The organism is Citrobacter portucalensis (genome assembly GCF_002042885.1).
GTDB classification, from domain to species: Bacteria; Pseudomonadota; Gammaproteobacteria; order Enterobacterales; family Enterobacteriaceae; genus Citrobacter; species Citrobacter portucalensis.
In genome coordinates this window covers 363181-387055 of the sequence record NZ_MVFY01000001.1, presented here as the reverse complement: position 1 = coordinate 387055, position 23875 = coordinate 363181, and the positions used below count along the sequence as shown (strand labels likewise).

20 protein-coding genes and 2 pseudogenes are annotated in these 23875 nt (G+C 52.1%); 6 read left to right on the top strand and 16 right to left on the bottom strand.

Annotated elements, in window-relative coordinates; genetic code table 11:
- Positions 1-84: 84 nt before the first annotated feature.
- The gene (locus BZK40_RS01910) at positions 85-1470 is read right to left on the bottom strand and encodes a NarK family nitrate/nitrite MFS transporter (protein ID WP_057068225.1); all 1386 of its coding nucleotides are present in this window, start codon (positions 1468-1470) and stop codon (positions 85-87) included.
- Positions 1471-1682: 212 nt separating this feature from the next.
- Positions 1683-2261 (bottom strand): TetR family transcriptional regulator, encoded by a 579-nt coding sequence (locus BZK40_RS01905; protein ID WP_048214178.1) that lies wholly within the window; start codon positions 2259-2261, stop codon positions 1683-1685.
- Positions 2262-2378: 117 nt separating this feature from the next.
- On the opposite strand from BZK40_RS01905, the gene BZK40_RS01900 reads away from it, so the two are divergent.
- Positions 2379-3863, top strand: a complete 1485-nt coding sequence (locus BZK40_RS01900; protein ID WP_079934051.1) for an MFS transporter — start codon at positions 2379-2381, stop codon at positions 3861-3863.
- A gap of 3 nt (positions 3864-3866) precedes the next feature.
- Here BZK40_RS01900 and BZK40_RS01895 read toward each other — a convergent pair whose 3' ends face one another.
- The 3 genes from BZK40_RS01895 to yddG form a co-directional block, all read right to left on the bottom strand.
- A complete protein-coding gene (locus BZK40_RS01895) occupies positions 3867-4307 on the bottom strand; it encodes a GFA family protein (protein WP_003833032.1) in 441 nt (146 codons plus the stop codon).
- A gap of 83 nt (positions 4308-4390) precedes the next feature.
- Positions 4391-5476 carry a porin OmpD gene (gene ompD / locus BZK40_RS01890; protein WP_048214180.1) on the bottom strand — a complete coding sequence of 362 codons (1086 nt, stop codon included), beginning with the start codon at positions 5474-5476 and terminating at the stop codon, positions 4391-4393.
- Between the two features lie 460 nt (positions 5477-5936).
- Positions 5937-6818, bottom strand: coding sequence for an aromatic amino acid efflux DMT transporter YddG (yddG, locus tag BZK40_RS01880; RefSeq protein ID WP_057069223.1), 882 nt, complete (start codon positions 6816-6818; stop codon positions 5937-5939).
- Between the two features lie 288 nt (positions 6819-7106).
- On the opposite strand from yddG, the gene fdnG reads away from it, so the two are divergent.
- The 4 genes and pseudogenes from fdnG to BZK40_RS01855 all read left to right on the top strand — a co-directional run.
- Positions 7107-10154, top strand: coding sequence for a formate dehydrogenase-N subunit alpha (gene fdnG / locus BZK40_RS01870; protein WP_095533095.1), 3048 nt, complete (start codon positions 7107-7109; stop codon positions 10152-10154).
- A 13-nt stretch (positions 10155-10167) separates the two neighbouring features.
- Positions 10168-11052: a formate dehydrogenase N subunit beta gene (fdnH, locus tag BZK40_RS01865; protein ID WP_003833024.1), complete on the top strand. Its 885-nt coding sequence runs from the start codon at positions 10168-10170 to the stop codon at positions 11050-11052.
- Positions 11045-11701, top strand: a complete 657-nt coding sequence (fdnI, locus tag BZK40_RS01860) for a formate dehydrogenase-N subunit gamma (protein ID WP_003020054.1) — start codon at positions 11045-11047, stop codon at positions 11699-11701. The genes fdnH and fdnI overlap by 8 nt, the downstream gene beginning before the upstream one ends.
- A gap of 129 nt (positions 11702-11830) precedes the next feature.
- A pseudogene (locus BZK40_RS01855) lies at positions 11831-12431 on the top strand (inorganic diphosphatase); the annotation flags it as partial.
- Positions 12432-12472: 41 nt separating this feature from the next.
- On the opposite strand, the gene BZK40_RS01850 reads toward BZK40_RS01855, so the two are convergent.
- From BZK40_RS01850 to sra, 5 genes and pseudogenes are all read right to left on the bottom strand, one after another.
- Positions 12473-12757, bottom strand: a complete 285-nt coding sequence (locus BZK40_RS01850; protein ID WP_003833018.1) for a HigA family addiction module antitoxin — start codon at positions 12755-12757, stop codon at positions 12473-12475.
- Positions 12757-13024, bottom strand: a pseudogene (locus BZK40_RS01845) (type II toxin-antitoxin system RelE/ParE family toxin). Before BZK40_RS01845 ends, BZK40_RS01850 begins: the two are co-directional and overlap by 1 nt.
- Before the next feature lie 220 nt (positions 13025-13244).
- Positions 13245-14960 carry an ABC-F family ATP-binding cassette domain-containing protein gene (locus tag BZK40_RS01840; protein ID WP_079934050.1) on the bottom strand — a complete coding sequence of 572 codons (1716 nt, stop codon included), beginning with the start codon at positions 14958-14960 and terminating at the stop codon, positions 13245-13247.
- A gap of 309 nt (positions 14961-15269) precedes the next feature.
- Positions 15270-16967: a malate dehydrogenase gene (maeA, locus tag BZK40_RS01835; protein ID WP_003833011.1), complete on the bottom strand. Its 1698-nt coding sequence runs from the start codon at positions 16965-16967 to the stop codon at positions 15270-15272.
- A 179-nt stretch (positions 16968-17146) separates the two neighbouring features.
- Positions 17147-17287: a stationary-phase-induced ribosome-associated protein gene (gene sra, locus BZK40_RS01830; RefSeq protein WP_003833009.1), complete on the bottom strand. Its 141-nt coding sequence runs from the start codon at positions 17285-17287 to the stop codon at positions 17147-17149.
- Between the two features lie 227 nt (positions 17288-17514).
- On the opposite strand from sra, the gene BZK40_RS01825 reads away from it, so the two are divergent.
- A complete protein-coding gene (locus BZK40_RS01825; RefSeq protein ID WP_079934049.1) occupies positions 17515-17946 on the top strand; it encodes an OsmC family protein in 432 nt (143 codons plus the stop codon).
- Positions 17947-18030: 84 nt separating this feature from the next.
- On the opposite strand, the gene BZK40_RS01820 is transcribed toward BZK40_RS01825, so the two are convergent.
- Genes BZK40_RS01820 through BZK40_RS01795 form a run of 6 tightly spaced genes read right to left on the bottom strand, consistent with a single transcriptional unit; the run spans position 18031 to position 23740 of the window.
- A complete protein-coding gene (locus BZK40_RS01820) occupies positions 18031-18801 on the bottom strand; it encodes a 3-hydroxybutyrate dehydrogenase (RefSeq protein ID WP_003833005.1) in 771 nt (256 codons plus the stop codon).
- Between the two features lie 11 nt (positions 18802-18812).
- On the bottom strand, positions 18813-20207 hold the full coding sequence (locus BZK40_RS01815; protein ID WP_216350547.1) for a GntP family permease: 1395 nt from the start codon (positions 20205-20207) through the stop codon (positions 18813-18815).
- A gap of 37 nt (positions 20208-20244) precedes the next feature.
- Entirely contained in the window at positions 20245-21168 is a 924-nt protein-coding gene (locus BZK40_RS01810) for a 3-hydroxyacyl-CoA dehydrogenase family protein (protein WP_079934047.1), read from the bottom strand.
- Positions 21158-22363 carry an acetyl-CoA C-acetyltransferase gene (locus BZK40_RS01805; protein ID WP_079934046.1) on the bottom strand — a complete coding sequence of 402 codons (1206 nt, stop codon included), beginning with the start codon at positions 22361-22363 and terminating at the stop codon, positions 21158-21160. Before BZK40_RS01805 ends, BZK40_RS01810 begins: the two co-directional genes overlap by 11 nt.
- 10 nt (positions 22364-22373) lie before the next feature.
- The gene (locus tag BZK40_RS01800; protein ID WP_032943469.1) at positions 22374-23030 is read right to left on the bottom strand and encodes a CoA transferase subunit B; all 657 of its coding nucleotides are present in this window, start codon (positions 23028-23030) and stop codon (positions 22374-22376) included.
- A 2-nt stretch (positions 23031-23032) separates the two neighbouring features.
- The gene (locus BZK40_RS01795; RefSeq protein ID WP_079934045.1) at positions 23033-23740 is read right to left on the bottom strand and encodes a CoA transferase subunit A; all 708 of its coding nucleotides are present in this window, start codon (positions 23738-23740) and stop codon (positions 23033-23035) included.
- Positions 23741-23875 lie beyond the last annotated feature (135 nt).

Here is a 23875-nt window from a genome sequence, read left to right as displayed (position 1 = left end):
GCTTCGATAATATTGCCGACGGTGAATCGAACTCCAGGCCTGATCCGACCTACCTAAATGTCCGATCCTGCGGTATCCATTTTGTTATTTTTTTTGTGATTTACGGCCATAGACCAACCAGGTCACCAGCACGCAGACGATGTAAAACACGAGGAATATTTTCATGGCACCCACCGGAGAGCCGGTCAACGCCAGCGATGAGCCAAACGCTTTAGGAATGAAGAAGCCCCCCACTGCGCCAATAGCGGAAATAAATCCCAGGGCGGCGGCGGTATCGGTTACCGCTTCCCGCTGAGCCTGTTCTTCGGTACCACCATGCAGCTTCACCCGATAAATTGTGATTTTGCGAAAGATCACCGCAATCATCTGGAAGGTTGAACCGCTGCCCAGACCCGCGGTCAGGAACAAGCCCATAAACACCAGGTAAAACGCGATAAAGCTACCTTCGCCCGAGCCGGGCAAAGTGAGAAACAGCAGGGCGCTGAACAGTGCCATAAAGATGAAGTTAATTAAGGTGACACGCACACCACCAAACTTGTCAGAGATAACACCACCCGCCGATCGTGCAAGCGCGCCGATGAAGGGGCCGAAGAACGCCAGTTGCAGGATATTCACGTCGGGGAACTGGGTTTTCGCCAGCATGGCAAAGCCTGCCGAAAAACCGATAAATGAACCGAAGGTGGCGAGATACAGCAGACTTAATAACCACAGATGAAAACGCTTGAGGACCGGCAACTGAGAGGCAATTGAGGCCTTCGAGCTGGCAATGTCGTTCATTCCCATGCCCGCTGCCACGGTGGCTATCAGCAGTAACGGCACCCATATCCATGCTGCATTGGCCAGCGACAATAACGAGCCGTCAGCTTGCGGTACGCCCTGTACGCCCAAAAAGGTAAATATGGGCAGAAAGATCACCAGTGGCGCGATCAACTGCATCACGCTGACGCCGAGGTTGCCGAGACCACCGTTAACGCCTAACGCGCTGCCTTGCTTCGCTTTGGGGAAGAAAAAGCTGATATTGCCCATGCTGGAGGCAAAGTTAGCGCCTGCAAATCCGCACATCAGCGCAATGACTATAAATACTCCAAACGGAGTAGCGGTATTTTGCACGGCAAATCCGAGCCAGACGCAGGGAATAACCAGAATAATCGTGCTAAAAATGGTCCAGCGACGACCACCAAATATAGGTACCATAAAGGAGTAGGGTACGCGTAATATTGCACCAGAAAGAGATGGCAATGCCGTTAATAAAAACAGTTGGTCGGTGGTGAAATTAAAACCAATTTTATTCAGATTGACGGCTACGGCACTGAACAGCATCCAAACGCAAAACGCAAGAAGCAGGCAACTCACTGATATCCAGAGGTTTCTGCGCGCAATGTGCTTGCCTTTATTTTCCCAAAAGCCGGGGTTCTCTGGTTTCCAGTCAGTTAAAAGATAACGATTATTTTTCTCATTTGATGATGACATATTATTCTCCATGCACATGCCGTTCATGAAAAAGAAATAAACGCATGCAGCGCCGCGCGGCTTCTTTTTAGAAACTATTGAAAAGTTTTAGGAATATTGACTGAAAGAATAGATAAAAAAGCGCAATAACGCGGCGTGATGGGAGAATTACACGTTGCTTAAGTGTTACCAATTGTAAACATAAAAGATGTATTGTTAATCCATCTATTACATTAAATAAATAACTCCTGCGTTATCATACGATCAAGATGACGATCGAATGCAGGATCGGCCATTTCCTCAATACCTAATATGTACATACCATCCAGGCCGCAGACTAATGCGATTAAGCGCCATGCGACGTCGGCGGCATCAGGCGCGGATGAGAACTCACCGGCTTTCTGTCCTTGTGTAATGATGTTGGCGGTTTCTTCGTGCCACATTCGCATGGTCAACAGGTAGGCGCTTTTAATTTCCGGATCTTTACCCGCAACAACCTGTGCTTCACGCCATAGCTTAATATAGGGTTCCAGACCACCATCTTCACTGCCTAGCATCGCATGCAGTCGCTCACGGAAACTGGCGTCTTCGCTGACCAGTTCGGCATCAAGTAGAGTGCGGATAAGGCGCACAAATGCCTGGGATTTGAGTTCGCCGGCAGAGGCGAAATGGTGATGTACCTGGCCCGTCGCGACGTGAGCCTCTGCAGCAATGCGTCGAACCGTCATGGCGGAAAATCCTTCTTCAAGTGCGACATGCATTGCCGCCTGCAGAATTACTTCCCGACGTTCATCCCGATTTAGATAGCTCATCATTCCTCCTGTACCCGTATAGATCGCAGTCTAACAAAAAGTTGGACATATGTTCAATTTTCCGTAGGATCGCTAAAGCTGGACATGTGTCCAGTTTTGGTTTCGTTAGGGAGTTTTATGTTTCGTCAGTGGTTAACGTTAGTCATTATTGTGCTGGTCTACATCCCTGTTGCGATTGATGCAACGGTGCTGCACGTTGCCGCGCCCACGCTGAGTATGACGCTGGGTGCCAGTGGTAACGAGCTGCTGTGGATCATTGATATTTATTCCCTGGTAATGGCCGGAATGGTATTGCCAATGGGTGCGCTGGGCGATCGCATCGGCTTTAAACGTCTGCTGCTGTTAGGCGGTGGATTATTTGGTCTCGCATCGCTGGCGGCCGCTTTTGCTCATAGCGCAAGCTGGCTGATTGCCACCCGGGCGGTATTGGCGATTGGCGCGGCGATGATTGTTCCGGCAACGCTGGCGGGTATTCGCGCCACGTTCTCTGAGCAACGGCATCGAAATATGGCGCTCGGCGTCTGGGCGGCGGTCGGTTCCGGCGGTGCGGCGTTTGGCCCACTGGTTGGCGGGATGCTGCTGGAGCACTTCTACTGGGGGTCCGTATTCTTAATTAATGTGCCGATTGTCCTGGTGGTAATGGCTTTAACCGCACGCTTAGTGCCGCGTCAGGCTGGACGTCGCGATCAATCGTTAAATTTTGGTCATGCGATAATGCTGATTGTTGCCATTCTGCTGTTGGTTTACAGCGCTAAAACCGCGCTGAAAGGGCATACGGCGACCGTTGCCATCGCCCTGACGCTGTTAACCGGCGCTTTACTGTTGTGGCAGTTTGTCCGTATCCAGCTTGCGGCAGCTCGCCCGATGATTGATATGCGTCTGTTCACGCATCGCATTATCTTGAGCGGTGTAGTGATGGCGATGACCGCGATGATAACGCTGGTGGGTTTTGAGTTGCTGATGGCTCAGGAACTACAGTTTGTTCACGGTTTAACACCGTATCAGGCTGGATTGTTCATGCTGCCTGTGATGCTGGCAAGTGGTTTCAGCGGACCGATTGCCGGTATGTTGGTTTCACGCCTGGGATTACGTTGTGTGGCAACGGCGGGCATGGCACTGAGCGCCGTCAGTTTTTACGGCCTGGCGATGACGGATTTCAGTAGCCAACAGATACAAGCCTGGATGTTGATGGCTTTGCTCGGCTTCAGCGCCGCCAGTGCGCTCCTGGCTTCAACGGCGGCCATCATGGCAGCAGCGCCGGCGGAAAAAGCCGCGGCCGCTGGCGCCATCGAGACAATGGCTTATGAACTAGGGGCAGGACTTGGGATCGCTATCTTTGGCTTACTGCTGAGTCGTAGCTTTTCTGCATCGATTCTGCCGCCAGCCGGACTTAATCCGCAGGAAGTAGAACGAGCCACATCGTCAATGGGGGAGGCGGTACAACTGGCGCACTCGCTCCCGTCGTCACTGAGTGAGGCATTGCTGACGGCTGCCAGAGAAGCGTTCACCTGGTCACATAGCGTGGCCTTAAGCAGCGCCGGCAGCATGCTTATCATATTAGCGATAGGAATGTGGTTCAGTCTGGCAAAGGTACAACGTTAATAACTAGTGAGCTAAATGACAGGGGTAATCCATCTCTTCGACTTCTTTCCCACTCAGTCGAGCGTATTGCCCCGTCAGTCTCCAGAACGCAGGTTGCGTTTCCGTATAGATCTCTGCCGCTAATATCAGGCGGCGGCGATCTACCTCATTAAGTTCCAGAAGTGTCCATGGAATAAAGTAGCGATCGCTGTCCGTCAACGTAAACCACAGTGGGCATCCGCAGCCGGAACAGAAGAACCGTTCACCACGATTTGAAGAAGGAAAGTGCGAAGGTTCTGCCGATTCTGGCGACATCAGCGGGTGAGCGCTGGCTTCCAGATACATGGCGATGCCGCCTGACCATTTCTGACACAGCGTACAGTGGCAGGCATAGACATCCAGCATTTCGACGTCAACGGTAAAATGACTCTGTCCGCAAAGACAACGACCAGTGAATGTCTGCACGGCATACTCCTTATGACCGAGTCTACATTAAGAGAAAAAGCCAGCCCTTGGAGGACTGGCTTTGTATTCAGACTACAACAAAATTAGAACTGGTAGTTCAGACCAACAGCCACGATGTTGTCAGTTGACACTTTCGCTGCATTGGTGAAGTTGTTGTCATCCAGCAGGTTGATTTTGTAATCAACGAAGGTGGACATATTTTTGTTGAAGTAGTAAGTAGCACCCAGGTCTACGTATTCAACCAGATCCTGGTCGCCGTAACCGTTGATGTCTTTACCTTTGGATTTCAGGTAAGCGATGGACGGACGCAGACCGAAGTCGAACTGGTACTGAGCAACAGCTTCAAAGTTCTGTGCTTTATCTGCAATACCAGTAACACCGGAGCCACCATAGGTGGTCATGTTGCGGGTTTCGGAGTAGGTGGTTGCCAGGTAGATGTTGTTCGCATCATATTTCAGACCAGCAGCCCATACTTCAGCGTTTTTACCGGAAGCCATGAAACCGCCGTTACCTACAGACTGTTTGTCGGTACGGTCAGATTTCGCATAGGTAGCACCTACGCCGAAGCCTTCGTACTCATAAGTAGTAGACAGACCGAAGCCGTCACCGTTAGCTTCTTTCAGGTTGTCACGGTCATTTTTGCCTTGGTACTGAGCAGCAAAGTTCAGACCTTCAACCAGACCGAAGAAGTCGGTGTTACGGTAGGTTGCAACGCCAGTAGTACGGCCAGTCATGAATACGTCAGTCTGGGTCCAGGTATCACCACCGAACTCAGGCAGGACGTCGGTCCATGCGCCGATGTCGTATGCTACGCCGTAGTTACGACCGTAGTCGAAAGAACCGTATTCAGCGAATTTCAGACCAGCGAATGCCAGACGAGTTTTGTCGCTGTTGGAACCACCGGTGGATTCAGTACGGTTACCTTTGAATTCATATTCCCACTGACCAAAACCAACCAGCTGGTCATTGATCTGAGTTTCGCCTTTGAAGCCCAGACGCGCGTAGGTTTTGTCGCCATCGCTGCCGTTGTCGTCAGAGAAGTAATGCTGAGCGTGAACTTTACCGTAGATATCCAGTTTGTTTGCGTCTTTGTTATATACCTCAGCTGCGTTTACCGCACCTGCCGCCAACAGGCTAGTCACTGCCACTGCAACTAATTTAAGTTTCATTCTAAATAATCCTTATAATTTTTTCTTGGTGTGTTTCCTAAACCATTGCTAAACGAAGGGGTTCGTCAATGGCAAACTATTTTTAAATGACGCAGTGGTATAAGTTCAATAATAAGTTTCATAATATTGCGAAATATTTGAATTTGTGTGATCCAGATCTACATAATATAGCTGATTGTATTAATCTTTATATGTGACAAATCTGAATGGGTATATTTACGTAGGGGACTATTGTGCCGTCTATGGTTTAAATGGCGTTAGTCACGCAGGTATAATATATACATACTGAGGAATATAGATAAGCATGCAATATTTTCGGGAGTTGATTAATCACCAATTATTTAACATTAAATTAAACAAAAATAAACATAAACCACAAGTGGAATGAACATTTATTATTCATTAATTTGATTACAGTGTAGCCGGGTTTTAGATTTGCGCGATAAAACCCGGATTTTTTTCAGGCGCGGCGTGTTGCCAACCAGCAAAGTAGCGAACCCGCACAAACCATCAATGCACCCTGCCAGAAAGATAGCGACAACGGGGCGCTGAGTAACACAGCAGCCAGAGCGGAGGATAGCACTGGGGTAAAATAGGAACCTACGGCCATGATGGTCACGTTGCCATGCAAAATGCCAATATTCCACGCCGCATAGGCAAATCCTAACGTTAATGCCGCCGAGAACATTTTAATACTCACCGAAGTGCTGAAAATCATTTCTGGTTGCGGAGTCATAAAATAGTAAACCCACAAACTTGCAGCCGTTAGTAAAACGAATACGGTAATACCGTTAAAGCCTTTTGCGTATTTATTGGTCACCGTGCAATACGTTGCCCAGATAAATGCGCCAAGAAAGGCGAGGAAATAGCTCAGCGGGCTGCTGGCAACGTTGTTTATAATTTCACCAGGATTAAGGCCATTTTCGCCACCCAATACCCAACAAACCCCGGTCAGTGCGATAATTAATCCAGGGATCACCAGCCAGGTTGTTTTTTGACCATTAAATAAAATAGCAAACAATATCGTCAGACTCGGCCAGAGATAATTGACCATACCGACTTCAATAGCCTGGTGACGAGTAGCCGCATAACCGAGAGCCAGCGCTAAACATATTTCATAGGTAACAAAAAGCACGCTACCCGCGATTAAATAACGCACAGGAATTTTTCTGATATTCGGAAAGCCAACGGTAAAAATCAGCAACAGGCCACTTAACGAAAAAATCATTGCTGCGCCACCTGCAGGACCCAGTCCTTCACTTACCCCACGCATTAGCCCGACCATCGTGCTCCAGAGCACGATGGCAATGAGCCCAATTAACGTCGCTTTATGTTTTGTCATTCTGATTGTCTGTCCATGGTGCTGGTAAAAATTTAAGCTGAAATTTATAGCACTTTTACACCGTAGCGCGCTAACTAATTACCTTTTATCTACCCCCTTATAGGTACAAAGGTTAAACAAAGTGCACTATTTAGTAGCGGAACCGTTTCGTTATTGATTTGACGCAAAAAAAATATGGATATAGCTGATAGTTTCGTCGCGAAGTTGTACATGTCATCTTTCAATTATGCCGCGCTGGCGCGATTTGAGAGATGTCCTGTACGAATCCCTGCAAAAAAGAGGAAAGCAATGGACGTCAGCCGCAGACAATTTTTTAAAATCTGCGCGGGCGGTATGGCGGGAACAACAGTAGCTGCTCTGGGTTTTGCACCCAAAATGGCACTGGCTCAGGCGCGAAACTATAAGCTTTTACGCGCCAAAGAGATCCGAAACACCTGCACATACTGTTCCGTAGGTTGCGGGCTATTAATGTATAGCCTGGGAGATGGAGCAAAAAACGCCAAAGAGTCGATTTACCATATTGAAGGGGATCCGGATCATCCGGTGAGCCGTGGGGCATTATGTCCTAAGGGCGCAGGATTACTGGATTACGTGCACAGTGAAAACCGTCTGCGTTACCCGGAATACCGTGCACCAGGTTCCGACAAATGGCAGCGTATCAGCTGGGATGAAGCATTCACCCGTATCGCGAAGCTGATGAAAACTGACCGTGACGCCAACTTTATTGAGAAGAATGAGCAGGGCGTAACGGTAAACCGCTGGCTTTCAACCGGGATGCTGTGTGCATCTGCGGCAAGTAATGAAACCGGTATGCTGACGCAAAAATTTGTGCGCTCACTCGGCATGCTGGCAGTAGACAACCAGGCGCGCGTCTGACACGGACCAACGGTAGCAAGTCTTGCTCCAACATTTGGTCGCGGTGCGATGACCAACCACTGGGTTGATATTAAAAACGCTAACGTCGTGATGGTGATGGGTGGTAACGCCGCTGAAGCACATCCAGTGGGATTCCGCTGGGCGATGGAAGCCAAAAACAACAATGATGCCACGCTGATTGTTGTTGACCCTCGTTTTACACGTACAGCTTCGGTGGCGGATATCTATGCGCCAATTCGTTCCGGCACGGACATTACGTTCCTGTCCGGCGTCTTGCTGTACCTGATTGAAAACAACAAAATTAACGCTGAATACGTTAAGCATTACACCAACGCCAGCCTGCTGGTGCGGGATGACTATGCTTTTGAAGACGGTCTGTTCAGCGGGTATGACGCGAAAAAACGCCAATACGATAAATCGTCCTGGAACTACCAGTTCGATGAAAACGGCTACGCGAAACGCGATGAAACGTTAAGCCATCCTCGCTGTGTCTGGAACCTGCTAAAACAGCACGTTTCCCGCTACACGCCGGATGTGGTGGAAAACATTTGTGGTACGCCGAAAGAAGACTTCCTGAAAGTCTGCGAAGTGCTGGCTTCCACCAGTGCAGCCGATCGCACCACCACGTTCCTGTACGCGCTGGGTTGGACTCAGCATACCGTCGGGGCACAGAACATCCGCACCATGGCGATGATCCAGTTGCTGCTCGGCAACATGGGGATGGCAGGTGGCGGTGTCAACGCCTTGCGCGGTCACTCCAACATTCAAGGGCTAACCGACTTAGGTCTGCTCTCTACCAGCCTGCCGGGCTACCTGACGCTGCCGTCAGAGAAACAGACAGACCTGCAAACCTATCTGGCCGCAAACACGCCAAAAGCGACATTGGCCGATCAGGTTAACTACTGGGGCAACTATCCGAAGTTCTTCGTCAGCCTGATGAAATCTTTCTACGGCAATGCAGCGCAGAAAGAAAATGACTGGGGCTTTGAGTGGCTGCCGAAGTGGGATCAGTCCTACGACGTCATTAAATACTTCAACATGATGGATAGCGGGAAAGTCACCGGCTACATCTGTCAGGGCTTTAACCCTGTTGCGTCCTTCCCGGACAAAAACAAAGTGGTGCAGAGCCTCAGCAAACTGAAGTATCTGGTGGTTATCGATCCGTTGGTGACCGAAACCTCAACGTTCTGGCAGAACCACGGTGAATCAAACGACGTTGATCCTGCGTCGATTCAGACCGAAGTCTTCCGTTTGCCTTCTACCTGCTTTGCGGAAGAAGACGGCTCCATCGCCAACTCCGGCCGCTGGCTGCAGTGGCACTGGAAAGGTCAGGATGCCCCTGGAGAAGCACGCAACGACGGCGAGATCCTTGCCGGTATTTACCACCGCCTGCGCGACATGTATCGCACTGAAGGCGGTAAAGCTGTAGAACCCGTTCTGAAAATGAGCTGGAACTATAAGCAGCCGGACGAACCGCATTCCGAAGAAGTGGCGAAAGAGAACAACGGCTATGCGCTGGAAGATCTCTATGATGCCAACGGCGTGCTGGTTGCGAAAAAAGGTCAGTTGCTCAACAGCTTTGCGCTGCTGCGCGATGATGGTTCTACGTCATCATCCTGCTGGATTTATACCGGTAGCTGGACCGAGCAGGGCAACCAGATGGCCAATCGCGATAACGCCGACCCGTCAGGTCTCGGGAATACGCTGGGCTGGGCCTGGGCATGGCCGCTAAACCGTCGCGTGCTGTATAACCGCGCTTCGGCGGATCCGCAGGGTAAACCGTGGGATCCAAAACGCATGCTTATCCAGTGGAACGGTACGAAGTGGACGGGGAACGATATCCCGGACTTCAATACCGCGGCACCGGGCAGTGGCACCAATCCGTTTATCATGCAGCCGGAAGGGCTGGGGCGTCTGTTTGCTATCGATAAGATGGCGGAAGGTCCGTTCCCGGAACACTACGAGCCGATGGAAACGCCGCTGGGCACTAACCCGCTGCACCCGAATGTGATCTCCAACCCGGCAGCGCGTCTGTACGAGGCGGATAAACTTCGTATGGGCACGAAACAGGACTTCCCGTACGTCGGGACGACCTATCGTCTGACCGAACATTTCCATACCTGGACCAAGCACGCATTGTTGAATGCGATTGCCCAGCCGGAGCAGTTTGTGGAAATCAGCGAAACGCTGGCGGCAGCGAAGGGGATCAACAACGGCGATCACGTGAAAGTCAGCAGCAAACGTGGATTTATTCGCGCAGTTGCCGTGGTCACTCGTCGTCTGCGTACCCTGAACGTCAACGGTCAGCAGGTAGAAACGGTTGGGATCCCAATCCACTGGGGCTTTGAAGGAGTCGCGCGTAAAGGCTTTATCGCCAACACCCTGACGCCGAACGTCGGTGATGCAAACTCGCAAACGCCGGAATACAAAGCGTTTTTAGTTAACATCGAGAAGGCGTAAGGGAGGCGAACATATGTCTATGGAAACGCAGGACATCATCAAACGGTCCGCAACAAACTCCATCACGCCGCCACCTCAGGCTCGTGATTACAAAGCAGAGGTCGCGAAGCTGATCGACGTTTCCACCTGCATAGGCTGTAAGGCCTGTCAGGTGGCATGTTCAGAGTGGAACGATATCCGCGATGAAGTCGGCCACTGCGTCGGGGTTTATGACAACCCCGCCGATCTCAGCGCCAAGTCCTGGACGGTGATGCGATTTACCGAAACCGAACAGAACGGCAAGCTGGAGTGGTTGATTCGTAAAGACGGCTGTATGCACTGTGAAGATCCGGGCTGCCTGAAGGCGTGCCCGTCTGCCGGGGCCATCATCCAGTACGCCAACGGGATTGTCGATTTCCAGTCAGAGCACTGCATTGGCTGCGGCTACTGTATTGCCGGGTGTCCATTTAATATTCCGCGCCTCAATAAAGAGGATAACCGCGTGTATAAATGTACGCTGTGTGTGGACCGTGTCAGCGTCGGGCAGGAACCTGCCTGCGTGAAAACGTGTCCGACCGGGGCAATACATTTCGGCACCAAGCAGGAAATGCTGGAAATGGGTGAACAGCGTGTGGCCAAACTGAAGGCACGCGGTTTTGAACATGCCGGTCTTTACAACCCGGAAGGTGTGGGCGGCACGCACGTCATGTACGTTCTGCATCATGCCAACCAGCCTGAACTGTATCACGGCCTGCCAAAAGACCCGCAGATAGATACCTCTATCAATCTGTGGAAAGGGGCGCTGAAGCCGCTGGCCGCTGCCGGATTTATCGCCACCTTCGCCGGACTGATTTACCACTACATTGGTATTGGTCCGAATAAGGAAGTGGACGACGACGAGGAGGATCATCATGAGTAAGTCGAAAATGATTGTGCGCACGAAATTTATCGACCGCGCCTGTCACTGGACGGTGGTGATCTGCTTCTTCCTGGTAGCGCTGTCGGGGATTTCATTTTTCTTCCCGACTCTGCAATGGCTGACGCAAACCTTCGGTACGCCGCAGATGGGACGCATTTTGCACCCGTTCTTCGGCATACTGATCTTCGTGGCACTGATGTTCATGTTTGTACGCTTTGTGCACCACAACATCCCGGATAAGAAAGATATTCCGTGGCTGAAAAACATTGTGGAAGTACTGAAAGGCAATGAACACAAAGTGGCGGATGTGGGCAAATACAACGCCGGGCAGAAAATGATGTTCTGGTCGATTATGAGCATGATTTTCGTGCTGCTGATTACCGGTATCATTATCTGGCGTCCGTACTTTGCGCAGTTCTTCCCGATGCAGGTCGTGCGCTATAGCCTGCTGATCCATGCGGCTGCGGGGATTATCCTGATGCACGCCATCCTCATCCATATGTATATGGCGTTCTGGGTGAAAGGATCGATTAAAGGCATGGTCGAAGGGAAAGTGAGCCGTCGTTGGGCGAAGAAACATCACCCACGTTGGTATCGCGAAGTTGAAAGACAAGAAGCGAAAAAAGAGAGCGAGGAGGGGGTTAACTAATCCCTGATGTTCCCTCTACGCAATGGCGCTACATCGGTAGCGCCATTTTTTTGCCAAAAAAACGTCATGTTTCTGTCATCTGCTGAACGTAAGGTGTTGTCTTTCCGATAATAGAAGAGTTAAAAGACAATGCATCTGGTGAAAAAATTACTCGCAGTCAGCGTGTTTCTTTGTGCTTCAGCTCAGGCACAGAACATCCTCGAATTTCCTCAGCCGGAGAACAACCCGGAAGAGTTTTATGCCGTAACCGAAATTCCTGCAGGTGGAATGATTAAATATGAAACCGACGCCAAAACCGGTTTTATCGTTGCCGATCGCTTCCAGTCAATGCCGGTTGCCTATCCCGCCAACTACGGTTCACTCACCCAGTCTTTAGCCGGTGACGGTGACCCGCTGGACGTCATTTTTTATACCCGTGCGCCGCTTGCTCCGGGAACGTTGATTAAGCTGCGCGCTATTGGCGTCCTGAAGATGATCGACGGCGGTGAAAAGGACGACAAAATTGTCGCCGTTCCGGCCAGTAAAATTGACCCCACTTATGACGACATCAAAGAGTTAAGCGATCTGCCCAAGATTGAAGTTCAACGTCTGGAATCTTTCTTCCGCGTGTACAAAGATCTGCCGGAAGGGCGCAAGAAGGTCGAATTAAACGGTTTCAATGACGCCGCTACGGCAAAGCAAGAGATCAAACAGGCCTGGGATGCCTGGAAAGAGAAAAAACCGCAGCAATAAATGGTATGCCGGATGACAAAAGTTTATCCGGCATTTATATCACTGTACCGCCAGCTTACGCAGACGTGAAATATCCACGCTTTTTTGGGCCTCTGCCAGACTCCAGGTATTTTGCAGGTTTAACCACATTTCGGGTGAACTGCCAATCACTACGGAGAGTTTAATCGCCATCTCAGGCGTCAGAGCCGCTTTCCCGGTTAATAGTCGACTTGCCGTTGACGGTGCAATCTCCATAGCTCTGGCAAACTCGCGCAGGCTGACATTGAGTTCTTCCAGCGCTTCCTGAATGATATCCCCAGGACGGGGATGATTTGCCATCTTCATCAATGATAGTCCTCGTAATCCAGTATGTACGCGTCGCCATTGACGAATTCAAACGTAATACGCCAGTTACCTGAAACAGAAATTGCCCATATGCCGTCGCGTTCACCCACCAGAGGATGTAGCTTATAACCGGGCATATTGATATCTGTAACCTTGCTTGCCGCATCAATAACGGCGTAATCGTCGGACATGTTTCGCCATAACGCCTGATGTTCGTCCATGAAGAAACAAATCGCGCAATCCCTTGTGCCTGAAGTTCATGATCATCCGTATCATCCTTGTTCCTTCAAGAGGAACACTACCATCAATGTTCCGTTAAACGCAACACCAAGATTGCGATATTTAAAATTGTGCGGCGAATGTGCAAAAAGAAAAAGGGAGAAGGGGAATAACTGGAAAGCGTCACGCAAGAATTGCCGGATGGCTGGCCTACACGCACATTTTGCTGATGTAGGCCGGATAAGCTTGCGCCATCCGGCAATAAAGGTTACTCCAGTTGTGCGTTCAGACGTTCAATCTCTTTACGCCATTGCGCCTGTAACAACGGTTTTTGATGTTTCGGCTTGCGGGCGAGATCGTCGGCCAGACGCTGCTCCAGATCGAGAAGTTGTTCCAGCAATCTATCGCTGTCACCGCTTATTTCAGTTTTCGCTTCGACCGCCGTTTTGGGAACGGTTATCTCCGCGGACGTTTCCCGAATACGCGCATTGACCGCCTCCAGATCGTGCCATTCACTGAGTTCGCCATTGTCGATTAGCCAGAACCGGTTGCAGCTTTGGCTGATAAGCTGCCGGTCGTGACTGACCAGCAACACGCCGCCGTTATAGCTTTGTAGCGTTTCTGCCAGCGCCTCTTTGCCTTCCATATCCAGATGGTTGGTCGGTTCATCGAGCATCAGCAGACTGTAGCGCGCAAGCGTCAGCCCAACAAATAGTAACCGGGAGCGCTCACCGCCGCTTAACGTGCTGACTCGCTGCGCATGACGAACCCACGGAAATCCCGCGCTAATCAGCGCCATCTTGCGAATCTCTGGCTGCGGGGCAAACGCTTCCAGCGCGTCAAACAATGAATCGTTATCGGCAAGCTGATGCAGCGTCTGGTCGTAATAACCCAGGGTAACGCGCGGGTGTAACACCAATGAAGGCGATGCCAGCTGTGACTGAAACTGTTGCCAGATAAGCCTTAACAGCGATGATTTCCCGCAACCGTTACGCCCGACAATCGCCACGCGATCGCCGCTTTTTAACCGGATACCGGCAATGGAAAACAGTGTATCTGCACCGGGAGCAGGGGCTACAGACAGATTGGTCATCTCCAGCAAACGATCTGCACGCAGGGCATCACCCTGCAATGTTAGTGTCCACTGACTTCCTGACGTTACTTCTGTTTGCACCTCTTTCAGGCGCTGTACCTGTTTTTCCATCTGCTTGGCCTTGCGGGAGAGATCTTCGTTGTCGTAGACCCGCCCCCAGGTAGCCAGCCGTTTGGCGCTGGCAGTCACCCGGTCTATCTCTTTTTGCTCAGCCTTGTGGCGCAGAGCATCGCTGACATCTCTTTCTGCCAGAGCCTGACGCGCCGCGCTACAGGGTAGATCGAAGGCATGCAGGGTGCGATCGCGCAAGATCCAGGTTCCGTGAGTCACCGCGTCCAGCAGCTGCGGGTCGTGGGAGACCACCACAAAACTGCCAGACCAGTTCTGTAAGAACTGCTCAAGCCACAGTAATGTAGGCAAATCCAGGTGGTTACCCGGTTCATCCAGCAGCAGCAGGTCAGGATTACGCATCAGTGCCCGCGCTAATAGCAAGCGCGTGTGCTGGCCACCGCTCAACGTTTGCGCTGTAAGAGATAAATTCTCTGGCGTAAAACCCATTTCGGCAAGCAGTGCTTCAACCCGCCACTGCTGAGCTGCGCGTTCATGCTCGGGAAGTTGAGCGAGAACGGCTTCCTGCAGCGTAAGCGGCAGTATATCGTCAGGTAGATGTTGTTCTACACGCGCGAGATGGCAGTGATTCGCCTGCGAGATTGCCCCACTGGTGGGCGAGATCGTGCCATCGAGCAGTTTTAACAGCGTGCTTTTGCCGCAGCCGTTGTAACCGATAAGCCCGATGCGGTCGCCTTTTTTCAGGGTAAAGGAAAGATCGTCGAATAGCGTGCCGAATGCCGTATCAACGTGTAAGGATTGTGCGGTTAGTAATGTGCTCATTGTTGCTTACTCAAGAGTTACAGGCGTGAAAACGCCTCGTCAAACATCGCTGACGATAACCCGGTAAGCCCGAGAGAAGGGGATTTAGAAGTTAGCTTCGCTCAAGCAGAAGTTATCGCAGCACGATACCGATAACGCTTGAGCACTGGCGATCGCCAAAAGCATGTGAAACGATAAAACGTTCACAGTACAGCATAAGTATCCTCCTTTTGTTTTTCAGAATGTTAATCGGTGGTGAAAGTGTAATCGTAAGTTACGCAAAAGCGCAAGTGTTGAACGCCCGGCAGCAGTGTGCCGCCGGGCAAACCGTCAAATAGAAGTACGACGGTAGTCGCGATATTCTGCCTGCCAGAAATTATCGTCAATCGCCTGTTGCAGCGCTTCGGCGGAGGTTTTCACTGCCACACCTTGCTGCTGAGCCATTTTACCGACGGCAAAGGCAATGGCGCGAGAAACGGTCTGAATATCTTTCAGTTCCGGTAGCACCAGACCTTCACCGTTGAGCACCAGCGGTGAATACTGCGCCAGCGTTTCACTTGCCGACATCAGCATTTCATCAGTGATGCGCGACGCGCCAGACGCAATCACACCCAGGCCGATACCCGGGAAGATATAGGCGTTGTTACACTGGGCGATTGGGTAAATTTTATCTTTCCACAGTACCGGTGCGAACGGACTACCGGTCGCAACCAGCGCGTTACCTTCGGTCCAGGCGATAATATCCTGTGGTGTAGCTTCAACACGGGAAGTGGGGTTGGACAACGGCATGACGATCGGACGCGGACAATGCTTGTGCATTTCGCGGATGATCTCTTCGGTAAACAGGCCGGTTTGTCCGGAAACGCCAATCAGGATATCCGGCTTAACGTTGCGGACCACATCGAGCAACGACAGCACATCTTCTTGGGTATCCCAATGCTGGAGATTTTCGCGTTTTTGCACCAGTTTGGTCTGGAAGGAGAGCAGGTTCGGCATTTTGTCTGTTAACAGGCCGAAGCGGTCGACCATGAATACGCGTTGACGCGCCGCTTCTTCGCTTAGACCTTCACGCTGGATCTGCGCAATGATCTGCTCGGCGATCCCGCAACCGGCGGAACCTGCGCCGAGGAAGACGATGTTCTGTTCGCTCAACTGGCTACCGGCCGCGCGGCTAGCCGCAATCAGCGTACCGACAGTAACCGCCGCGGTGCCCTGAATATCGTCGTTAAACGAGCAAATTTCATCACGATAACGGGTCAGCAGTGGCATAGCGTTTTTCTGGGCGAAATCTTCAAACTGCAACAGCACGTCCGGCCAGCGATGCTTCACGGCCTGGATGAATTCATCAACGAATTCGTAGTATTCATCATCAGTGATACGCGGATTGCGCCAGCCCATATACAACGGATCGTTCAGCAGTTGCTGGTTGTTGGTCCCCACGTCCAGTACCACCGGAAGAGTATAGGCCGGGCTAATTCCGCCACATGCGGTATATAGCGACAGTTTACCGATTGGAATACCCATCCCGCCGATCCCCTGATCGCCAAGACCTAAAATACGTTCGCCATCGGTGACAACGATGACCTTGATATTGTGGTTAGGGACGTTTTGCAGGATATCGTCCATATTGTGGCGGTTCTGATAAGAGATAAACACGCCGCGCGCACGACGATAAATCTCAGAGAAACGCTCACAGGCCGCGCCGACCGTTGGGGTATAGATAACTGGCATCATTTCATCCAGGTGATTATGCACCAGTCGGTAAAACAGGGTTTCGTTGGTGTCCTGGATGTTGCGCAGGTAAATATGTTTGTCGATTTCGGTTTTGAATCCCTGATATTGGATCCAGGCGCGTTCAGCCTGTTCCTCAATCGTCTCGACCACTTCCGGCAGTAACCCCAGCAGGTTGAAGTTACGGCGTTCTTCCACACTGAAGGCGCTCCCTTTATTCAGTAAAGGGAATTCCAGCAGTACCGGGCCAGCGTAGGGGATGTAAAGGGAACGCAGTTTTTTGGTTTCGTTTTCCATGTCACTCACTCTTTTTTGAATAACCGTCCCTGGCGCTCTTTATGATCGTATGTGGCCTGTCCGCCAGGGAAACGGGCGAAGTATAAAGCATTGTGAATGGGTTAAGGGGTTTTATAAGCAAAAACACCACTGCGGTTGCAATGGTGTTTATCTCGTTACTCAGTCAGACGTGCGAAAGGCTACTTGCCGTCAGTGCGGCGCTTTCTTCCAGTAGGATTATTGACCACGTTGGTTTTGTCACCTTCGGTCACGATTTTACGTTGATTTGAGATTTTGTGGTCCAGTCCGAGAATATGACGGGCCTGACGGTTCGATTTCATTCTAACTCCTTAATCCTGTTACTGGTTTCAAGGGCGAGCCCGTATGAGAACGGACGAAATACAACCTGATAAAAAGCCGATGTTCAACATAACGGCTTTCTGGATGGTCGGTCATTTTATCTGAAAGGTCAATGCTTAAGCGGCAAATGAGAACTATCCCGTATGTAACATGCTTTTTCTCAGCCGTCCTATACTAGTAACTCCGACGACAACACAGGAGAGCGGTAATGACTATCCATAAGAAAGGTCAGGCACACTGGGAAGGTGACATTAAGCGCGGCAAAGGCACTGTGTCGACCGAAAGTGGCGTGTTGAATCAGCAACCGTATGGGTTTAATACACGATTTGAAGGTGTGAAAGGCACCAATCCTGAAGAATTGATTGGCGCGGCCCATGCTGCCTGCTTCTCGATGGCACTTTCGCTGATGCTGGGCGAAGCAGGGTTTACACCAGATGCCATTGATACCACTGCCGATGTTTCTCTGGATAAAGTAGATGCCGGGTTTGCGATAACTAAAGTCGCGTTGCATAGCCAGGTGAGCGTGTCGGGGATAGACGCCGCCACGTTTGACGGCATCATCCAGAAAGCAAAAGCCGGATGCCCGGTATCGCAGGTACTGAACGCGGATATTACGCTGGATTATCAGCTGAAGTCTTAATCATGGCGCGCCGGATGCGACTGCGTCTTATCCGGCCTACGACTGTGCCGGATGTAAGTCAGTCTTATCCGGCACCTGATGATGTTATTGCGCTACCCAACCGCCATCCATATTCCACGCCACGCCGCGCACCTGCGCCGCACCGTCTGAACACAGAAATAGTGCCAGCTCACCTAACTGTTCCGGCGTGACGAATTCGCGCGACGGTTGCTTTTCCGATAGCAGGGCGTCACGCGCAGCCTCAGGCTCTGCGCCTTCGGCAATACGCTTATCGATCTGCTGCTGGACCAACGGTGTGAGCACCCAACCGGGACACAGCGCATTGCAGGTGACACCTGTCTGCGCGGTTTCCAGTGCGATGGTCTTGGTGAATCCCACCACGCCGTGCTTCGCCGCTACGTAGGCGGATTTCTCTTTTGAAGCCACCAGGCCGTGAACAGAAGCGATATTAATGATGCGCCCCCAGTTTCGCGCGCGCATACCAGGAAGCGCCAGACGCGTGGTGTGAAAAACGGAAGAGAGATTAATAGCGATAATCGCGTTCCATTTATCAACCGGGAAGGTTTCCACCGGGGATACATGCTGGATCCCCGCGTTATTGACCAGTATATCAACACCGCCGAATTCGCTCTCGGCATAGCGCATCATGTCGGCAATTTGCGCTTCATCGCTCAGATCCGCGCCATGATAGCCTGGCGTTTTGCCATATTGGGCAACAGCGTCTTTGGCGGCATCCACATCACCAAACCCGTTGAGGATCAGGGTGGCGCCCGCTTGCGCCAGCACCTGTGCGATACCTAATCCGATACCGCTGGTCGAGCCGGTAACCAGGGCGGTTTTTCCCGTTAAGTTCATGATGATTCTCCTTAAACAATTCCGGTGGTATAGAAGACGCCGATGACAAACAGTACGGCCAGACTTTTAATGACGGTAATAGCAAAAATTCCGCCATACGCCTGACGATGGCTGAGACCGGTGATAGCTAATAAGGTAATGACTGCGCCGTTATGCGGCAGGGTGTCCATACCGCCGCTGGCCATAGACGCCACGCGGTGGAAGACTTCAAGTGGGATATTGGCAGCGTGAGCGGCCGCGATAAAGGTGTCAGACATGGCGGCAAGGGCAATACTCATCCCACCAGACGCCGAACCGGTGATCCCGGCGAGCGTAGTAATACTGATAGCTTCATTGAGCAGCGGGTCAGGAATAGCCGCCAGTGCTTTTGACAGTACAAGGAAACCTGGCAGGGCGGCGATCACTGCGCCAAAACCGTACTCTGACGCGGTGTTCATCGCCGCGAGGATCGCGCCGCCAACCGCCGTTCTGCTGCCTTCCGCCAGGCGACCTTTTATGTTGCGGTAGCCGAAGAGCACCACCAGCAGGATCCCAGAAATCAGCGCCGCTTCCACTGCCCAGATAGCGGTGATTTTACCGACTTCGGTGGTAATCGGCTTGGCAAGGCCCGGAAGTTCAAGCTGATGCGTGGCGCCATACCATTGTGGGATCCAGCGGGTAAACAGCAGGTTAAATACCCCAACCAGGATCAGCGGAGAGATCGCGATGATCGGGTTCGGCAGATTAATGTTATCCGGCGTTTCCGGCTCGTTTAACAGTTCAGTCCCATACCCCTCATTCTTAGCCTGTGCTTTACGACGCTGACGTTCGAGATAAACCAGACCAACAATGATGATAAATACGGAACCTATCAAACCCAGCCACGGCGCGGCCCAGGCGTTGGTACCGAAGAAGCTGGTCGGAATAATGTTCTGGATTTGCGGCGTACCTGGCAGGGCATCCATGGTGAAGGAGAAGGCACCCAGCGCAACGGTTGCCGGGATCAGGCGTTTAGGAATATTGCTCTGACGGAACAGTTCAGCCGCGAACGGATACACCGCAAAGGCCACCACAAACAGCGATACGCCGCCGTAGGTCAACAACGCACATACCAGCACAATCACCGGGATGGCATGACGACGACCGAGGATGTTGATAGCGGCGGCAACAATGGAACGTGAAAATCCAGATAACTCGATTAACTTGCCAAACACTGCCCCCAGCAAGAACACCGGGAAGTACAGCTTCACAAAACCGACCATTTTTTCCATAAACAGGCCGGTGAAGGCAGGGCCGACGGCGCTGGGTTCGGTAAGCAATACAGCACCTAATGCTGCGATGGGGGCAAACAGAATGACGCTGTATCCGCGATAGGCTGCCAGCATCAGCAGGCCCAGCGCTGCCAGGGCGATTAATACACTCATCATGACTCCTTATTATTATATTGGGGTACAGAAAGTGACGTTATGGCTTCAGGGCAAATCGCAGCTGATGCTCTCTGCGTTGCTGGATGTATTCCTTGCGCGAATCATCCCAGTGATAAAAACCCTGACCACTGCGCACACCGGTATTACCGTTGGCAACCTTGTCAGCGACCAGCGTCATCATGTCGCTACCGGTTGCCAGTTCCGGGAGCAGATGCCGACAAATGTCCTGCACCGTAGAAAGTCCGGTCATATCAGCAGCCTCCAGCGGACCGACCATTGCATAGCGACGTCCGAGCGAGGCGCGCATCACCTGATCAACCACTTCTGCGCTGGCGATGCCGCTTTTAACGATATGTAGCGCTTCACGCAGCAGGGCAAACTGCAGTCGATTGCCAACAAATCCTGGTGCTGCGCGGTCGAGCACCACCGCCTCAAGTTGCATCGCGATCAGTTTTTGTTGCAATTCATGGAGATACTCCGGCTTCGTTGCGGTGCCAGGTACAATTTCGACCAGCGGAATAAAATGTGGCGGGTGCCAGAAATGGGCGATCAGCAACCGTTCAGGATGGGCGAGTTTTTCTGCCAGCGCATCCGGCGGCAGGCCGCTGGTATTACTGGCAATAACGGCCTCCGGCGCGATCAGCGCTTCCAGTTGCGCATACAGTGCGTGTTTGAGTTCGAGCCGCTCCGGGATCGCTTCAATCAGTAACCGGCATGCGGCAATATCCTGTAGTGAGGTTGTGCCGTGCAGGCGGGCTACGACCGACGTTTTTTCACCAATTGCAAATTGATCGGTGACAATCAGCTCATCCAGAATACCGCCGGCTACGGCGCTTATTTCTGCAATTCGGCTGCTATCGGTATCATATAACCAGACATCGTAACCAAAACGGGCGAAGTGGGTAGCAATGCCGACACCCATTAACCCCGCGCCCAGAACGCAGATAGGCTTACTTTGCATGAGCTACTCCCTGCGGACGTTCTACCGCCAGCGCCACCCCATGACCACCACCTACGCACAGCGTGGCCAATCCTTTGGCTGCGTTGCTACGCGCCATTTCATGCAGCAGCGTCACCAGAATTCGGCAACCTGATGTGCCAATCGGGTGTCCCAGCGCAATCGCACCGCCGTTCACGTTTACCCGGTTGCTGTCCCAGTTCAGGGATTCACCAACCGCCAGCGCTTGCGCGGCAAAGGCTTCGTTGGCTTCGATAAGATCCACGTCATTTAGCGTCCAGCCAGCACGCTTCAGGCACTGGAGTGACGCTTCTACCGGCCCAATCCCCATAATGGCGGGATCGACGCCAGAAACCGCGTAGCCTGCCACCCGGGCAAGCACCGGCAAATTGAGTTCTGCGGCTTTGGCGGCGCTCATCAACATCACCGCGGCGGCGCCATCATTGATGGATGAGGCATTTCCGGCGGTCACCGTGCCGTTACCCGGACGAAACGCGGGCTTGAGCTGCGCCAGCTTTTCGGCCTGAGTATCCGGACGAGGTTGTTCGTCACGATCCACCACACGTGGCGGCTTTTTGCCCTGCGGGACGCTAACCGGCGTGATTTCCGCGTTAAAACGACCCGCTTCAATGGCGGCGGCGGCTTTTTGCTGGGAGTGCAGGGCAAAAGCATCCTGCTGCTCACGACTGATTACGAACTTATCCGCCAGATTTTCGGCAGTAATACCCATGTGATAGTCGTTGAACGCATCCCACAGGCCGTCATGCACCACGCTGTCTTTCATACTGGCATGACCCAACCGCAAACCGGCCCGCGCGCCGTCGAGAAAATAGGGCGCATTGCTCATGCTCTCCTGGCCTCCGGCGATCACGATTTGCGCATCGCCACAGCGAATCGCCTGTACCGCCTGATGCACCGCCTTCAAACCTGAGCCACACAGCAGGTTGATGGTTAACGCGGGCGTGGTGACCGGCAGTCCTGCCCGTAACGCCGTTTGTCTGGCTGGATTCTGGCCGCAGCCCGCAGTCAAAACCTGACCTAAAATCACCTCATCAATTTGCTCAGGCACCACAGCCGTTTTTTCCAGCAGCGAACGGATCACCACTGAACCAAGCTCAACCGCGGAAAGTGGTGCCAGCGCGCCATGAAAACTGCCAATCGGGGTGCGCGTTGCCGCGACAATGACAACATCCTGCATGGTCAGCTCCTCAGCTAAAGTGCATTTCGGGGACAGTTTCGGGAACGATCAGCTTGCCTGCTGTTCTGGCGACAATCTCATCCACGCTAATGCCCGGTGCGCGTTCACGCAGAATGAACGCACCGTCGGCAATTTCCAGCAGAGCCAGGTCGGTAAGCACACGTTTGATGCAGGCCACGCCGGTTAGCGGCAGGGTGCAGGCGGGAAGCAGTTTGGACTCACCGCTTTTGGAAGCATGGGTCATTACCACAATGATATTGTCGGCTCCGGCAACCAGGTCCATCGCGCCGCCCATGCCTTTCACCATTTTCCCGGGGATCATCCATGAGGCGATATTGCCGTTAACATCGACTTCAAACGCACCGAGCACCGTCAGATCAACGTGGCCGCCGCGGATCATGGCGAAGGATTGTGCCGAGTCGAAAATCGCCGCGCCTTTGCGCGCCGTCACAGTCTGTTTCCCGGCGTTGATCATGTCGGCATCAATTTCGTCTTCTGTGGGAAACGGGCCCATACCCAGCAAACCGTTTTCTGATTGCAGCATCACATCCATGCCATCAGGGATGTAATTTGCCACCAGCGTGGGAATGCCGATCCCAAGGTTGACGTAGTATCCGTCGCGCAGCTCGCGGGCGACGCGCATCGCCATTTGTTCACGCGTTAACATGGTCAGGCTCCTTTCTGGCGCAGGGTGCGTTGTTCAATACGTTTTTCAAACTGCCCCTGAATGATGCGGTTAACGAAAATTCCGGGAGTGTGAATCGCAGCAGGGTCCAGTTCTCCGGGAGGGACAATCTCTTCGACTTCCACGACGGTAATGCGCCCGGCGGCGGCCATCAGCGGATTAAAATTCTGTGCGGTGTGGCGATAGATGATGTTGCCGTACCAGTCGGCTTTCCAGCCTTTAACCAACGCAAAATCACCGGTTATCGCCTGCTCAAGGATGTAAGGGCGTCCGGCAAACTCGCGAACCTCTTTACCTTCCGCCACGGGGGTTCCATATCCGGTCGCGGTAAAAAATGCCGGGATCCCCGCGCCGCCCGCGCGCAACTGCTCTGCCAGCGTACCCTGTGGCGTCAGGATGGCTTCCAGTTCGCCGTTAAGCACCTGTTTCTCAAACAGGGCGTTTTCCCCCACATAGGACGCGACCACTTTGCGCACCTGACGCGTTTCCAGCAGCACGCCAAGGCCAAAGCCATCCACGCCACAGTTGTTTGATACAACGGTAAGTCCCTGAACCTCCCGACGGCGTACTTCGGTAATCAGGTTTTCAGGGATCCCACATAGACCAAAACCACCTGCCAGCAGCGTCATGTTGTCGGTCAGTCCTTCCAGCGCCTCTTGATAAGTGGCAACACGTTTATCCAGTCCAGCCATACACTTGCCTCCCCAGTTGTCCTTGCCGACATCATTGGGGGTGAAAAATGATTTGTTAATTTTAAATTTGTGACTCACTCATTGGGTTTTTTTATCAATTTAATGTTAATTAAAGGTATTCAACAAGTTAAAGGA